Genomic DNA, 14,316 nt, shown 5'->3' on the forward strand with positions numbered 1-14,316 from the left:
CTCACCGCCGTGTTCGACAACCTGGGTAAAGGCGCCTCGGGTGCTGCGGTGCAAAACCTCGACCTGATGCTCGGTGCATTACAGGCACAAGGCTGATACGGCAAAACCGGTTAGACTGTACAACCCGCGCCAACACAGCGCGGGCTGTAATCTCACCCGCCGGAGCCTGCCCCCCGATGTTCATCCTGAGCCGCCTCGACAGCGTGCCGCCCGAATCTTTCCAGAACCAGATCCGCGAGCTGGTAATCCACAATGTCGGCGAACTGAGCAGTGTCGCCATCACTGCCGACAACCCGCTGTACCCGCTATACCAGTACGGCGTCGGCATGGAAGTGCACCAGTACCTGCAAGCACTGGACGGCAACCGTGGCCTGGCCGTTGCGCTCACCCTGGCGCTGGATGCCGAAGCACCGGACCAGTTGCTGGGCTTTGCCCTGTCTCTGCCAGCCGAGGACGACCAGCAGGCCTGTGCACTGGCATTCCTGGCCGTGCGCCCCAGCCACCGCCGCCAGGGCATCGCCCGCGCCTTGCTGGACGACTTGCGAGCTCGCCATGCCTGTGTAGAACTCAATGCCTTCGCCAGCCAGGTGCCGTGGTTCGAGGCCATGGGTATGCAGGCGGTGGCCGCCAATGGTCCGCAAGTGCTGATGAGTAGCACCGGGCAAGCCAGCGGCGCATTGATAGGGCGATTGGACATTGCGCCGATTTATCAGACGGCTGAAGTGCTGCAGATTCATACCTACCTGCTTAACCAGCAAGGTGAGGATGCGATGATCGAAGCGGAGCAGTTGCGCGATGAGCGGCTGGATGAATTGGCCGCTCAAGCCCAGGAATGTGTGCGGCAGCGCAAAACCGTGCATTGAGCGTAGGGCTTCATCGCGGGCATGCCCGCGAGAAGCCCCATTGCCCCGTCAACCGTGTACCCAGCGTCGATGCAGCCCACGCGCCAGGGCATCCAGCACAAACCCCAGCACGCCAATCAGCAGCACCATCGCCATCAGCTCGGAGTACGCCAGCCGGTCGCGGGTATCGAGAATGAAATACCCAAGCCCCGCACTCACGCCCAGCATTTCGCACGGTACCAGCACGATCCACAGAATACCGATGGCCAGACGCACCCCGGTCAGCACATGGCCGATCACCCCCGGCACGATCACCTTGCACAAGGTCTCCCAACGCGTGGCGCTCAAGCTGCGGCTCAGTTGCAGCCAGCGTGGGTCCAGTTGCCGTACCCCTGCCGCGGTGTTCAGCAAGATCGGCCACAACGCGGCAAACGCCAGCAGGAAGTAGATCGGCTGGTCACCCACACCCATCAGCATCACCACCACCGGCATCCACGACAATGGCGAGATCATGCGCAAAAACTGGAACGCCGGCGTGGTCGCCGCCTCCAGGTGCCGGTAGCTGCCAACCAGCAAGCCCAACGGTACCCCTATCAGCAGCGCCAGCAGCAGCCCGACCAGGATACGCTTGAGGCTGACCCAGATATGCCCGTAGACCTCGCCCTGCCCCAACAGCTCGACCAGACTGGCCAAGGTAGCCGCCGGTGAAAAGCGCGCCGACAGGCCGTCGGCCTGGCCGAACATGGCAACACCGGCCCACCACAACAGCAACAAGGCCAACAACCCGGCCAGCCCAAGGCCGGCATGTACGACATGGGTGCGCATCAGACCGCGAACTCCTCGCTACGCTCGAAGTTGTCGGCAATGCCGAACACCGACGGGCCGCCGACTGCAGCGATGGCATTGCGCACGAAGCGATCGTCGACCAGGTCGCGGGCGGTCTGCGCCGGGTCCAGCCCGGCCAGGAAGCCGTTGTCGCCTTCGATCAGGGTGGTTTTCAGGCGCTTGACCAGCTCTTCGGTGTAGCTCGGGAACGGGTATGGCTGGAAGTCGATGCGTTTTTCGTCCCACTGCTGATGGCGAATGGCGCCACTGGCAATATAGCCTGCACGGTCCTCGGCGGCAGGCGCCAGAACCTTGGCCAACACCGCAGGCTCGTGCGGGGTGTACTTGTTGGGGCCGGCCTTGGACAGCAAGGCCGCGGCCTCGGCGCGGTGGTCGCGGGTCCAGTGCTGGGCCTTGACGATGGCGTTGACCACCTTCTGCGACCACTCTGGACGGTTGTTCAGGTCATGTTCGTGCATGAACACCACGCAGCAGGCGTGATTGCGCCACACATCGCCGGTAAAGCGCTGCACGCGGCCAACCTTGAGGTTTTCGGCCAGGGCATTGAACGGCTCGGCAACGATGTAGCCGGCGATGCGCTTGCTGGCCAGCGCCGGTGGCATGTCGGACGGCGGCAGCACCAGCAGGTTGACTTCGTTGGCAGCTAGCTGCGCATTGGCCGGCTTCGACACCGGCGACAGACCATTGTCGTTGAGCATCTGCTGCAGTACCACGTTGTGGATCGAATACCAGAACGGAATCGCCACGGTCTTGCCACCGAGCTGTTTCATGTCGGTGATATCGGGCGCCACGGTCAGCCCCGAACCGCCCACATGGTTCCAGGCCACCACTTTGGCCGGCACTTTGCTGCCATAGCGCGCCCATACGGTCATCGGCGATAACAGGTGGATGACGTTGACCTGGCCCGAGATGAACGCCTCGATCACCTGCGCCCAACTGCGCAGCAGCACCGGGCGCTCGGCCTTGATGCCTTCGGCCTCGAACAGCCCGTTGTTATGCGCCACCAGCAGTGGCGTGGCGTCGGTGATCGGCAGATAGCCGATGCGCACCGGTGCGTCCGGCTCGGCGGCGGCGCGGGCCTGCAAGCTCGACAGCAACGGCAGCGCACCGGCGGCGGTAAGCATGGCTCCGAGTTTGAGAAAATCACGACGCGATGAAGTGGAACAGCAGTCATCCATGCACATGGACAGCCTCCGAGGGCAACGGGGTTGAGGTAGGTTCGACTGTGCGGCTTGCCCGCCGAAGGGTTTTGAGAATTTCGATGCGCAAGGCGCCCAGTTCTTCGATCCGCTGCGCGCGCGGTTGCGCCAGGTCGATGTGCCATTGGCCGAGGATGTGCGCTGGGTGGTTGCCCAGTAGCAGAACCCGGTCGGACAGCAGCAGGGCTTCGTCGATATCGTGGGTAATCAGCACCGCCGCCGTGTTGTGGGTAGCGATCAGTTGCAGCAGCAGTTGCTGCATGTCGGCCCGGGTCACTTCGTCCAGCGCGCCGAACGGCTCGTCGAGCAGCAGTACTTCAGGCTGGCGGGCCAGACAGCGGGCCAGCGCGGTACGCTGGGCCATGCCGCCAGACAGCTGCGCCGGGTACTGGCCACGGGCATGCTCAAGGCCGACAGCGGCAATCGCATGATCGATGCGTGCACGCCGCTCGGCAGCAGCCAGTTTGGGCTGACGGGCGAAGTCCAGGCCAAAGGCAACGTTCTTCTCCAGGCTAAGCCACGGCAGCAGGCTCGGGTCCTGAAAAGCCACCGCCAGACGCGGGTGCGGCCCCTGCAGCGGCTGACCGTGCAGGCTCACGCGACCGCCACGGGGCTGCTGCAAGCCTGCCAGCACCCGCAGCAGGCTCGACTTGCCGACGCCGCTGGGGCCAAGGATGCTCACGACTTCGCCCGGCGCCAGCTGCAGGTCGAACTGCGCCAGCACTTCCTGCCAGCCACCTTCGCGTGGGTAGCCCAGGCTGATGTCACGGGCCTCGAGCAACACTGCGCTCATGCGGCGCCCGCCTGGCGTTGCAGTTCGGCGCGCAGTTGCACCAAGCTGGGGGTGACGATCGGCACGAAGGCCGACTCACGCCAGCGACGGGCAAAGCCTTCGCCATACTCGCTGAGATAAGCCTTGCCACCACTGGCCTGCAACTCCAACTGCACGGCGTCGGCGGCACATTCAGCCAAGGTGATGCGCAGCTTGAACAAGGCCGCTGGGTGTTGCTGGAAGCGGCCTTCGAGCAGGCCCTGCTTGAGCTCGCTGACGGTATTTTCCAGGCGCTCGCTGAGCACCTGACGGGCTTCGTCGAGGAACGAGGTGCGCCCATGCAAGTGCGCCAGAACCTCTTCCAACGCCCGTCGCGCCAGGCCGATGGCCATGCCGCACTGCAGCGCCAGGAACGCCGGGCGTACCCGTGGCAAGAATTCGCGGGCATTTTCATGCAGCAGCCAATCACGCGCCAGCGGCACCTGGTGAAACGCCAGTGCTGCCGTGTTGCTCGACTGCAGCCCCATCAGTTGCAGGTCGTCAGAGCGCTCCAGGCCCTGGGCATTGGAAGGAATCGCCAGGACGAACGGCGCGCCACCGGCTTCATCTTCGATGGCCGCCGCCACCACGAAGCCGCTCTTGCGCAGGTTGGTCACCCAATGCAGGCGCCCTTCCAGCTGCCAGCCATCGGCTGCCGGGCGGCTACGCACCTGCAGCGCTTCGATGCCGGACAGAAACTTCATGGCGTTGGACAGCCCGGTGGCACCGGCCAGTTCGCCCGTCAACAAGCCCGGCAGCAGGCGCTCGCGCAGGGCGTGGTTGGGGCTGTGCAACAGGTATTCGATGAAGGCGCGCTGGCCCCAGCAGACGAACGCCGCCGCCAACGATCGGCTGGCAATAGCGGCGATTGCCTCGACAGCGTCGGTCACCCGCCCGCCCGTGCCACCCTGCGCCGGGTCGACACCTATGCGCAGCAACTGCGACTCGGCAATCTGCGCCAGCACCTGTTGCGGTTCGCACAGGCCCCGGTCGATGGCCTCGGCATTGGCATCCAGCCATTGTCGAAATGCACAATCTTGCATGGTCTTGCTCCTTTTGGAACGCCGGGGCCGCTTGGCGGCCCATTCGCGGCACAAGGCCGCTCCTACAGCGACCGCGTCTGGGTCGCTATCACACGTGGGCTATGCAGTTGGCTGCCAGCGGTACTTGCCAAGCTCGTCGTTGAGCGGGGTCTGGGCGAAAACATTAGCAAAGTTGCACAGGGTTGCGAGACTTACGCCAAGAATCACTTCCAGGGCGTTGCCTTCACTGAAGCCAGCTTCACGGAAGGCTTGGTAGGTGGCTTCGCCGACGTTGCCGCGGGTAGCGATCACTTCACGGGCGAAGGCAGCCAGGGTTTCGTATCGGGCATCGGGCAGTTCACCACGGGCACGCAGGGCATCCACTACCTCCTGCGGCAGCTTGGCCTTGTTCAGCGCCACAGCCGTATGGCCAGCCACGCAGAAATCACAACCATGCACAGTGGCGGCAATCAACTGCACCACTTCGCGCTCGGCCAGGCTCAAGTCGGATTTACCATTGAGTGCCGAGACGGTCACGTAGGTTTCCAGCGCCGCCGGGGCGTTGGCCAGCACGCCGAGCAGGTTGGGGATGAAGCCAGAATTCTTCTGGGCGTTTTCGAGAAATGGACGCGCCGCTTCCGGGGCGCTCTGCAGGGTGTGTAAAGTAATGCGCGAGGACATGGAGTGGTCTCCTTTGATGGGGGTCACTACAGTCTGTTGGTTATAAGAATTACCCTCCATATTCATCAGTCGCCTTTCCTTGCTCCTGAGTCTTTGCATTAGATGATTTCGTCCAGCCACCTTGTCGATTGGTTATTAGAAAGCCTGGAGCTCGATGCCAGTCTGTTTCATGTGGGCCGCTACTGTGGCGGCTGGCATGCCAGCACCCAGGGCATGGGCCGCGCCAGCTTCCATCTGGTGGTGCAGGGGCACTGCTGGTTGCACATCGATGGCCAACCGCAACCGGTGCGGCTGGAAAAAGGCGACGCGGTGTTCCTGTTGCGCGACCTGGCCTATCGCTTGTCCAGCGACCAGGACCCGGTAGACGCCTGCGCCCAACCGCGCCAGGCCATGCAGGCGCTGGACAGCGAGGCCAGCGACGGCGTTGGGCTGGTCTGCGGCTTCTTCCATTTTCAGTCGGGCCTGACTTCGTTGATTGTCGAGGGCCTGGCTGACTGGATCTTGCTGCGCGCCGAAGACCCCGCTGGCAGCGCAGCGCGGGCGCTGTTCGGGCTGATTCTGGAAGAATGCCGGCGTGCCGCAGGCCCGTCGCAGGTATTGCTTGAGCGGCTGACGCACCTGTTGTTCCTGTACGTGCTGCGCCAGCAGGTAAATGCCGAGCAGTCACTGGGCGGGCTGATCGCCCTCGCCCGCCAGCCGGCATTTGCCGGGCTGCTGGAACAGTTGGTCGCGCAACCGGGGCAAGCCTGGACGCTGGAGAGCATGGCCGCCTGCACGGGTTTGTCGCGGTCGGCGTTTTTCAAGCGGTTCAGCGAACTGGCCGGGCAGTCGCCGGGGCAAGTACTGTTGGCGCTGCGCATGCGCCATGCCAGCCAGTTGCTGCGGGCAGGAAATACTGTTGAACAAGTGGGTGCGCAGGTGGGGTATCAGTCGGTGGCAGCGTTTACCCGCGCGTTTGCCAAAGCGGTGGGGGTGCAGCCGGGGGCGTACCGGCGCCAGCATGAAGGGCGCTGAAAGCGTTACTGCTGTAGCGGCCCATTCAGACTTGGCTGACCGGTATGTCCCCGCCTCCTTTACCTTCCCGCCGCTCACCCATCCAGCTATTGACCTGTTGACCGAACTCGGCCGGGGCCTTGCGCCCGAACCGTCGCGCCAAGTCCAGTATGGTCTGTTGCGCCAAGGCCTCTTCCATACGCTTCTGTGCCCCCAGCATCACCGCATGAATCGCACAGGTGCCTTCAGTCGCCCACCCCGGTGCAGCACCGTCGAACAGCGTGCAGCGTTCGCGGATTTCGCGACAGTCGAAGATCTTCTTCGGCCCATCGATGGCATTGACGATGTCCAGCACGGTGATTTCGTCCGAAGGCCGGGCCAGGCGGAAGCCGCCGCGCACACCTTCGGTGGCAACCACCAGCTTGGCGCGTGCCAGCTTGGTGAAGACCTTGGCCAGGTACTCCTGGGGCACACCTTGCAACTCCGCCAGATCGCGCACGCTGGACTCGCGCGAATCACCACGCTCGTCCACCAGGAACAACAGGCAATGGATGCCGTATTCGACGCCAGCACTGTAAAGCGACATTTCAATCTCCGACCAACTTTGTCGCAAATAATACGCGGGTAACGCCAGCACCGCAAAGCGGTCCTCTGCCTTGAAGTGCTGGAGCGCCAACCGCATCGCGCTGCAAAAGGCTGGCGTCTACCCGCGCAAAGCCTTCACTTCGCCTTTCTTGCCGTCCGTCTCGCGCAGGTATTCCTGCAGCGAGTCATCCATCGCCTGCATCCAGCGGGTATGGTGGGGCACTGCTTTGGTGCCGGTGAGCACCGAGCGGTACGATTTGTCCCGGTAGCCCATGATGTCGTGCTTCTTGTCCTGCTTCCATTGCAGGAAGATGCGGTTGACCGCATCGATATCGAAGCGTGGGTAATCGGTCTGCTCGATCAGGTGCTTGATGTATCGGCCCTGGAACTCGTACATCGAAGCCGTGGTTTCCAGCCCCTCTTCGTCCTCGCGCCAGCGCTGGCTATCGGCTTGCATGCCGGCCCTGGACGGTAGCTTGATGCGGCCCATCATGTAGTCACGGGCAAACCATGCCTGTGCGTCGAACAGGTTGAAGCTGTACCAGAGGTCTTGCATGCCCAGGTACAGCAACTGCGGGTTCTGCTCCCATACCACGCCCTGATACAGGCCCGCAGGCCACAGGCGGTTGTTGGTCTTGAGGGTCAGCTCATCCGGCAGAAACGGGAAGTGATGCTGGTAGCCCGTGCACAGGATGATCGCATCCACGCGCTTGCTCGAGCCATCGGCGAAAAACGCCAGGTCGTTTTCGACCCGTACCAGTTGCGGGCGCTCTTCCCACCCCTTGGGCCATTTGTAGCCCATCGGCTGGGTACGGTAGGCCGTGGTGATCGAACGCGCGCCGTACTTGTAGCACTGCGAACCGATATCTTCGGCGGAGTAGCTGCTGCCGACAATGAGCAGATCCTGCCCCTTGAATTCCACCGCTTCGCGAAAATCGTGGGCGTGCAGGATACGCCCGGTGAAACGCTCGAAGCCTTCGAACTCCGGCACGTGCGGCGTGGAGAAGTGCCCACTGGCCACCACCACGAAATCGAACACCTGCTCGATACCGACCCCTGCGCTGTAGTCATGGGCGCTTACGGTGAACTCGCGCGTGCGCTCATTGAAACTGACGTTCTTCACCACTGTATTGAAGCGAATGTAATCGCGCACCCCGGCCTTCTTCACGCGGCCCTGAATGTAGTCCCACAGCACCTCACGCGGTGGGTACGAGGAAATCGGCCGCCCGAAGTGTTCATCGAAGCTGTAGTCGGCGAACTCCAGGCACTCCTTGGGGCCGTTGGACCACAAGTAGCGGTACATGCTGCCGTGCACCGGCTCGCCATGCTGGTCGAGACCGGTGCGCCAGGTGTAGTTCCACATACCGCCCCAGTCGGCTTGTTTCTCGAAGCAGACGATTTCCGGCATGGGTGCGCCCTGGGCATGGGCAGACTGGAACGCACGCAGTTGTGCAAGGCCGGACGGGCCGGCACCGATGATTGCTACACGAAGAGTCATAGTGATTCCTGAACAGTTGAACGCTGAAAAAAATGCAAAGGCTCCCCAACCCCGAACGGCAAAAAGCCGGGGGTAACGGAGTTCAGGCGTTACGGTGCAGGCGGAGGGACGGGGCGTTTGCGCATCTGGTGGAGCAGGATGTTGGCGGGAGGAATCGATAACACGTGAAACAGGCTTGAAAGCGGGGAAAGGATCATGGGGGTGGGCCCGTATCCATCAGCGCAGGGCGCAAAATGGGGGCCTGAGGGGCGCAAGATACGTGTGTTCTCGTACATGGGGGCTGCAATGGCCTCTTTTCTTTGTGGTTTCCTTTTTATCTATAACGGATGGGGCTGGGTATATCAAGGTTTGTGGCCCTGCTGTGCCACACCCGCAATCACCCCTGCCGAGCATTCGGCAGGGGCGACTGCGGTTTGGAAACGCTTGCACAAACAAACTACGACCACTATAGTCGGAGTTATTGATGCAACACGACTCACGGGGCGAATCCCCCTTTTCCAGCGGAGCACAGCATGAAATCGAACATCCTCATCATCGGTGCCGGCTTTGCCGGTGTCTGGAGCGCCCTGAGCGCAGCACGCCTGCTCGACCAGGCGCAACGCGACGACCTGAGCATCAGCGTGCTGGCCCCGCAAGCGGAACTGCGCATTCGCCCGCGCTTTTACGAGGCCAACGCGCACACCTTGAAAGCCCCCGTGGGTGAACTGTTCGAGGCCGTTGGCGTGCGCTTCATTACCGGTAACGCCGAAGCCATCGACGCCGATGCACGCAACGTCAGCTACACCGACAGCCACGGCCAGCGCCAGCAGATCAGCTACGACCGCCTAATCCTTGCCGCTGGCAGCCAGGTTGCACGCCCAGCAGTCCCAGGCCTTGCCGAACATACCTTCGACGTCGACCAGATGGAGTCGGCCGTGCGCCTGGAGCAACACCTGGCGGGCCTGGCCGCCCTGCCCGCTTCGCCTGCACGCAATACCGTGGTGGTCTGCGGTGGTGGCTTCACCGGTATCGAAACGGCCACCGAAATGCCTGCGCGGCTGCGCGCCATCCTCGGTAACGATGTACGGGTGCTGCTGGTAGACCGTGGTGTCAGTGTCGGCGCGGCGCTGGGCGCGGGCATCAAGCCATCGATCGTTGCGGCCTCGCAGTTGGCCGGCGTCGAATGGCTGACCGGCACCTCGGTGGTGGCCGTGGATGCAGGCGGGGTCACCCTCGACAACGGCGACTACATCGCCAGCAACACCGTGATCTGGACCGTCGGCGTCAAGGCCAGCCCGCTGACCGCACAGGTTGCCGGCGAGCGCGACAACTTCGGCCGGCTCAAGGTCGACGATCACCTCAAGGTGATTGGCCAGCAGCACATCTATGCCACCGGGGATACCGCCTGGGCTGCCGTGGATGAAATCGGTAACCACGCGCTGATGACCTGCCAGCACGCCATCCCCATGGGCCGCCACAGTGGCAACAACGCCATGGCCGACCTGCTTGGGGTGACGCCCGTGGTGTACCGCCAGCCCAAGTACGTTACCTGCCTGGACCTGGGTGAATGGGGCGCGGCATACAGCGAAGGCTGGGAGCGCGAATTGAAACTGCAGGGCCAAGAAGGCAAGGACCTCAAGCGCCAGATCAACTCGGTGTGGATCTACCCGCCGGCAGCTGACCGCGCCCTGGCCCTGGCCGCCGCCGACCCGATGATCGCGATCGTTTGACGGCAAAAACCTGACAAAACCGTCAAAAAACGACGGTTTTGTCAATTATTTCGTTACATTGAATGACTGTTCAACAATGATGGCCATATGGCATCATTCAAATCAAAAAGTATGCAAGAGGGTGAGGCACACAACACAATCCGCAGCGCATCAAGAGCCTGGCGCCTTACCGGTGTTCCGGCTTTTCCGTCCAAGCTCCTGAGGCCTGCACGCCACCGTCAAGGAGCATTCCATGCAGTTACGGAATATGAAGATCGGCATTCGCGCTGCCAGCGTATTCGCCCTGTTGGGCATCCTGGTCCTGTTCATGGGCCTTATCGCACTCTACGAAACCCGCCAGATGGACACGGCTACCGACGAGATCCGGGTCACCTGGATGCCCGCCGTGGTGGCGTTGGGTGACATCAGCAGCAACCTCGGGCGCGCTCGCGCCGTCACCCTGCGCGCCGCGCTGGACGACAACCCCGACGAACGCACACGCAACCTGCAGCTGCTCGATGGCATCAATGCCGAGCTCAAGGATGGGTTGAAAGCCTACGCCGATACCATCATCGCGGCCGACGACCGTGCCCTGTTCAACACGTTCAACGACGCCTACCAGCAGTATTTCGACCTGCAAGTGAGGGTGCTGCAGGACATCGCTGCTGGCCGCATGAGCGAGGCCAAGCAGCAGATCGGCGGCCCACTCACGCAGCGCGCCGACGGCATGATGAAGGCCTTGACCGCGTTGATCGCCTACAACAGCAAGGGTGCCGAAGATGCCTCGCAGCGCAGCAGCGATGTGGCCGACGAGGCATTCACTGCCATCATCGTCTCGTTGCTGGTGATCATGCTTGCGCTCGCCGCCATTGCCACCGTGCTTACCCGCAGTATCGTTGTGCCGCTGGCCGATGCCGTGGCTGTCGCCGAGCGTGTGGCCACCGGCGACCTCACCCGGGAAATCCGCGTGATCGGCCAGGACGAGCCAGCCTTGCTGCTGCGCGCCTTGGGCCGTATGCAAGACAGCCTTCGCGACACCTTGCGCAAGATCGCGGCTTCGTCCGACCAACTGGCCTCGGCCTCGGAAGAGCTGCACACGGTCACTGAGGACACCAGCCGTGGCCTGCACCAGCAGAGCGCAGAAATCGACCAGGCGGCGACGGCCGTCAACCAGATGACTGCAGCGGTCGAGGAAGTGGCGAACAATGCGGTCAGCACCGCCGACGCCTCGAAAGGCGCCGACCAGACTACCCGCGACGGCCGCGACCGGGTCAACCAGGCACTGGCGTCCATCCAGCACCTGGTGGCTGACGTGACCGGTACCTCGGCCGAGATCGAACAGCTGGCCACCAATGCCAACGAAATCAGCCGCGTGCTGGATGTGATTGGTGCGATTGCCGGGCAGACCAACTTGCTGGCGTTGAACGCCGCCATCGAAGCGGCTCGCGCTGGTGAGGCAGGCCGTGGCTTTGCCGTGGTGGCCGACGAGGTCCGCGCCCTCGCCCACCGCACCCAGCAGTCGACGGCAGAGATCGAGCAAATGATTGCCGGTATCCAGAACGGTACCGAACGCGCGGTGACGGCGATGCACAGCAGCCAGGGGCGTGCCACCGGCACGTTGGAGGTGGCGCAAGGCGCCGGGCTGGCGTTGGAAGTGATTGCCGAGGCGATTGCGTCGATCAACCAGCGCAACCTGGTGATTGCCAGTGCTTCGGAGGAGCAGGCACAGGTGGCGCGGGAGGTGGACCGTAACCTGGTGAACATTCGCGACCTGGCGATGCAGACGTCGGCAGGGGCGAACCAGACCAGTGCGGCGGCACAGGATTTGTCGCGGTTGGCGGTGGATCTGAACGGCATGGTGGCGCAGTTCAAGGTCTGATCTGAAACCGCCGGGGCCGCGTTGCGGCCCCGGTTACAGCAACGACGCTCTATCAGTCATTGACACTCACAACCCGCCCCGCCTTCTCGCCAGCCTTGCCCCGAGTCGCCAGGCAGTAATACAGCGGCACCGTGACAATCAGCCCGAACAGCCAGGACAAGTCCGCCCCTTCGACGATGTTGGAATACGGCCCCACATACAACGACGTATTGGCAAACGGCAACTGCACCAGGATGCCGCAAGCATAGGCAATGATCGCGTGGTGGTTGAAGCGGCCATAGATGCCACCGTCTGCACTGAAGATCGAGGCGATGTCGTACTGCCCCTTCTTGATCAGGTAGAAGTCGATCAGGTTGATCGAAGCCCACGGCACCAGCACCAGCAGCAGCGCCAGGATCAGGCCGATGAAGTGGCCGATGAAGTCCGCAGAAGCGTTCAGCGCAACCATCGCGCAGCCAACCAGAATCACCGACGCCAGGATCACCCGCACCTTGATGCTCGGCGTCCACTCGGCCATGAAGGTCTGGATCGCCGTGACGATCGACAGCACCGCGCCATACAGGTTAAGGGCGTTGTGGCTGATGATGTTGAGCAGGAACAGCACCATCAGGACCGGGCCCAGCCAGCCGGTGGCCTGCTTCACCGCGTCCATCGCGTCGGTACCTTGCGGCACGCACAGCACTGCCACCGCACCAAAGCTGAAGCACAGGATGGTGCCCAGGGTGGCGCCGAAATAGGTAGCCCAGAACGGCCTGGCAATACCCACTTCACGCGGCAGGTAGCGCGAGTAGTCGGAGGTGTAAGGCGAGAAACTGATCTGCCAGATGGTGCCCAGCGACACGGTGGCGATGAAACCGGACAGGTTGAACGCGCCGCGGCTGAAGAAGTCGGCCGGCAGGTCCTGGATGAACATCATGATGAAACCGGCCAGCAAGGCCGAACCCATCACCCAGGTACCGATACGGTTGAGGATGTGGATGAAGCGGTAACCGATCACACCAATGGCGGTGGCGCTCAGGGCGCCGATCACAATGGCGCCGGGCATCGGCACGCTCGGGGCGATACCGTGGATGGTCTTGCCTGCCAGGACAATGTTGGAAATAAAGAAGCCGACATAGATCAGCGCGGTGAAGAACACGATCAGCAGCGCGCCGTATCGGCCAAACTGGCCACGGCTCTGCACCATCTGTGGAATGCCCAGCTGCGGTCCCTGCGCAGAGGCCAGGGCGATGACCACGCCCCCAACCAGATGGCCCAGCACGATGGCGATCAACCCCCACAGCAGGTTCAGGTGGAACACCTGGACCACCATGGCGCCGGTGACGATGGGCAGTGGCGCAATGTTGGTGCTGAACCAGAGGGTGAACAGGTCGCGCGCCTTCCCGTGGCGCTCGGCAGGTGGAACGTAATCGACCGTGTGATTCTCGACAAACTGGTGTTGCGATGACGGTTGGGACATGGTTTTCAGCTCGAAAGGTCGTTTTTATCTTTGTAAGGAAACCGCATCTAGGCGGCCTCTCAGCTGCAGACCATATTATGGTATTCCAAACTTTTGACAACACTGATCCGCAGTAAAAAACGCCCGCTGATCCGCTTGCAAAAGCCCTGCGACAAACCACCTCACCGCTCAAGACCACGATATACGTGGCCTTGAGCCGTTCATCGTGAAAAACCAGGGCTGAAAATTCCGCTTGCAAAATAGGTATTACGGTATACCATCAGACACATCAACGATAAAAACCGCGGACCACCGCAGCCTTTTAGAGGTACTTCCGATGATCGACGCAACCGTCTACAAGAACGTCCTGGGCTCCTTCCCATCCGGCGTTACCATCATCACCACCCTGGACGACGACGGCTCGGTCGTCGGCCTGACCGCCAGCGCCTTCTCTTCCCTGTCGATGGACCCGCCGCTGGTGCTGTTCTGCCCCAACTACACCTCCGACTCCTACCCGGTACTGATCAAGCAGAAGCGCTTCGCCATTCACCTGCTGTCCGGTGAACAGCAAGCCGAAGCCTATGCGTTCGCCAAGAAGGGCAAGGACAAGGCCAGCGGCATCGAGTGGACCCTGAGCGAACTGGGCAACCCGGTCCTGGCCGGCGCCACCGCAGTCATCGAATGTGAACTGTGGCGTGAGTATGAAGGTGGCGACCACGCCATCATGGTCGGCAAGGTGCACAACCTGATTGTCCCTGCGCAAGCGCCACGGCCGATGGTGTACTGCCGCGGCAAGATGGCCAGCCTGCCGGCCTTTGCCTGAAGCCTATTCTG

The 14,316-nt window shown here is 62.5% G+C and carries 13 protein-coding genes; 5 read left to right on the top strand and 8 right to left on the bottom strand.

The features are described 5' to 3' along the window. The first annotated feature begins 176 nt into the window (after window positions 1-176). Window positions 177-863 carry a GNAT family N-acetyltransferase gene (locus APH42_RS11195; protein ID WP_060493297.1) on the top strand — a complete coding sequence of 229 codons (687 nt, stop codon included), beginning with the start codon at window positions 177-179 and terminating at the stop codon, window positions 861-863. A gap of 48 nt (window positions 864-911) precedes the next feature. Here the strand turns inward: APH42_RS11195 and APH42_RS11200 are convergent, their stop codons facing one another. The 5 genes from APH42_RS11200 to APH42_RS11220 all read right to left on the bottom strand — a co-directional run bounded on the left by APH42_RS11200 (window position 912) and on the right by APH42_RS11220 (window position 5,401). Further along, entirely contained in the window at window positions 912-1,667 is a 756-nt protein-coding gene (locus APH42_RS11200; RefSeq protein ID WP_060493298.1) for an ABC transporter permease, read from the bottom strand. Beyond that, window positions 1,667-2,872, bottom strand: coding sequence for an ABC transporter substrate-binding protein (locus APH42_RS11205; protein WP_012271923.1), 1,206 nt, complete (start codon window positions 2,870-2,872; stop codon window positions 1,667-1,669). The genes APH42_RS11200 and APH42_RS11205 overlap by 1 nt, the downstream gene beginning before the upstream one ends. After that, a complete protein-coding gene (locus tag APH42_RS11210; RefSeq protein ID WP_012271922.1) occupies window positions 2,859-3,680 on the bottom strand; it encodes an ABC transporter ATP-binding protein in 822 nt (273 codons plus the stop codon). Before APH42_RS11210 ends, APH42_RS11205 begins: the two co-directional genes overlap by 14 nt. Continuing rightward, a complete protein-coding gene (locus APH42_RS11215) occupies window positions 3,677-4,741 on the bottom strand; it encodes an acyl-CoA dehydrogenase family protein (protein WP_012271921.1) in 1,065 nt (354 codons plus the stop codon). Before APH42_RS11215 ends, APH42_RS11210 begins: the two co-directional genes overlap by 4 nt. A 99-nt stretch (window positions 4,742-4,840) precedes the next feature. Beyond that, window positions 4,841-5,401 (bottom strand): carboxymuconolactone decarboxylase family protein, encoded by a 561-nt coding sequence (locus APH42_RS11220; RefSeq protein WP_041166474.1) that lies wholly within the window; start codon window positions 5,399-5,401, stop codon window positions 4,841-4,843. A 102-nt stretch (window positions 5,402-5,503) separates the two neighbouring features. Between APH42_RS11220 and APH42_RS11225 the strand changes: the two genes are divergently transcribed. Then, complete coding sequence (locus APH42_RS11225) at window positions 5,504-6,415, top strand: AraC family transcriptional regulator (RefSeq protein WP_060493299.1); 912 nt, start codon at window positions 5,504-5,506, stop codon at window positions 6,413-6,415. 25 nt (window positions 6,416-6,440) lie between these two features. On the opposite strand, the gene APH42_RS11230 is transcribed toward APH42_RS11225, so the two are convergent. After that, on the bottom strand, window positions 6,441-6,980 hold the full coding sequence (locus tag APH42_RS11230) for an Rrf2 family transcriptional regulator (protein WP_060493320.1): 540 nt from the start codon (window positions 6,978-6,980) through the stop codon (window positions 6,441-6,443). 117 nt (window positions 6,981-7,097) lie between these two features. Further along, a complete protein-coding gene (locus APH42_RS11235; RefSeq protein WP_060493300.1) occupies window positions 7,098-8,477 on the bottom strand; it encodes an NAD(P)-binding domain-containing protein in 1,380 nt (459 codons plus the stop codon). Window positions 8,478-8,989: 512 nt separating this feature from the next. On the opposite strand from APH42_RS11235, the gene APH42_RS11240 reads away from it, so the two are divergent. Together APH42_RS11240 and APH42_RS11245 are read left to right on the top strand one after the other, a co-directional pair. Beyond that, window positions 8,990-10,186: an NAD(P)/FAD-dependent oxidoreductase gene (locus APH42_RS11240; RefSeq protein ID WP_012271916.1), complete on the top strand. Its 1,197-nt coding sequence runs from the start codon at window positions 8,990-8,992 to the stop codon at window positions 10,184-10,186. A 232-nt stretch (window positions 10,187-10,418) separates the two neighbouring features. Next, a complete protein-coding gene (locus tag APH42_RS11245; RefSeq protein ID WP_012271915.1) occupies window positions 10,419-12,044 on the top strand; it encodes a methyl-accepting chemotaxis protein in 1,626 nt (541 codons plus the stop codon). A gap of 52 nt (window positions 12,045-12,096) precedes the next feature. On the opposite strand, the gene APH42_RS11250 is transcribed toward APH42_RS11245, so the two are convergent. Beyond that, entirely contained in the window at window positions 12,097-13,503 is a 1,407-nt protein-coding gene (locus tag APH42_RS11250; protein ID WP_060493301.1) for a cytosine permease, read from the bottom strand. Window positions 13,504-13,819: 316 nt separating this feature from the next. On the opposite strand from APH42_RS11250, the gene APH42_RS11255 reads away from it, so the two are divergent. After that, window positions 13,820-14,305, top strand: a complete 486-nt coding sequence (locus APH42_RS11255; protein ID WP_060493302.1) for a flavin reductase family protein — start codon at window positions 13,820-13,822, stop codon at window positions 14,303-14,305. The last annotated feature ends 11 nt before the right edge of the window (window positions 14,306-14,316 follow it).

It is taken from the genome of Pseudomonas sp. NBRC 111140 (assembly GCF_001320885.1).
Classification (GTDB): Bacteria; Pseudomonadota; Gammaproteobacteria; order Pseudomonadales; family Pseudomonadaceae; genus Aquipseudomonas; species Aquipseudomonas putida_P.

Bases quoted from the DNA above. Each gene is read 5' to 3' on its own strand.
- APH42_RS11195 (WP_060493297.1), top strand. From the start codon at position 177: ATGTTCATCCTGAGCCGCCTCGACAGCGTGCCGCCCGAATCTTTCCAG.
- APH42_RS11200 (WP_060493298.1), bottom strand. From the start codon at position 1,667: ATGCGCACCCATGTCGTACATGCCGGCCTTGGGCTGGCCGGGTTGTTG.
- APH42_RS11205 (WP_012271923.1), bottom strand. From the start codon at position 2,872: ATGTGCATGGATGACTGCTGTTCCACTTCATCGCGTCGTGATTTTCTC.
- APH42_RS11210 (WP_012271922.1), bottom strand. From the start codon at position 3,680: ATGAGCGCAGTGTTGCTCGAGGCCCGTGACATCAGCCTGGGCTACCCA.
- APH42_RS11215 (WP_012271921.1), bottom strand. From the start codon at position 4,741: ATGCAAGATTGTGCATTTCGACAATGGCTGGATGCCAATGCCGAGGCC.
- APH42_RS11220 (WP_041166474.1), bottom strand. From the start codon at position 5,401: ATGTCCTCGCGCATTACTTTACACACCCTGCAGAGCGCCCCGGAAGCG.
- APH42_RS11225 (WP_060493299.1), top strand. From the start codon at position 5,504: ATGATTTCGTCCAGCCACCTTGTCGATTGGTTATTAGAAAGCCTGGAG.
- APH42_RS11230 (WP_060493320.1), bottom strand. From the start codon at position 6,980: ATGTCGCTTTACAGTGCTGGCGTCGAATACGGCATCCATTGCCTGTTG.
- APH42_RS11235 (WP_060493300.1), bottom strand. From the start codon at position 8,477: ATGACTCTTCGTGTAGCAATCATCGGTGCCGGCCCGTCCGGCCTTGCA.
- APH42_RS11240 (WP_012271916.1), top strand. From the start codon at position 8,990: ATGAAATCGAACATCCTCATCATCGGTGCCGGCTTTGCCGGTGTCTGG.
- APH42_RS11245 (WP_012271915.1), top strand. From the start codon at position 10,419: ATGCAGTTACGGAATATGAAGATCGGCATTCGCGCTGCCAGCGTATTC.
- APH42_RS11250 (WP_060493301.1), bottom strand. From the start codon at position 13,503: ATGTCCCAACCGTCATCGCAACACCAGTTTGTCGAGAATCACACGGTC.
- APH42_RS11255 (WP_060493302.1), top strand. From the start codon at position 13,820: ATGATCGACGCAACCGTCTACAAGAACGTCCTGGGCTCCTTCCCATCC.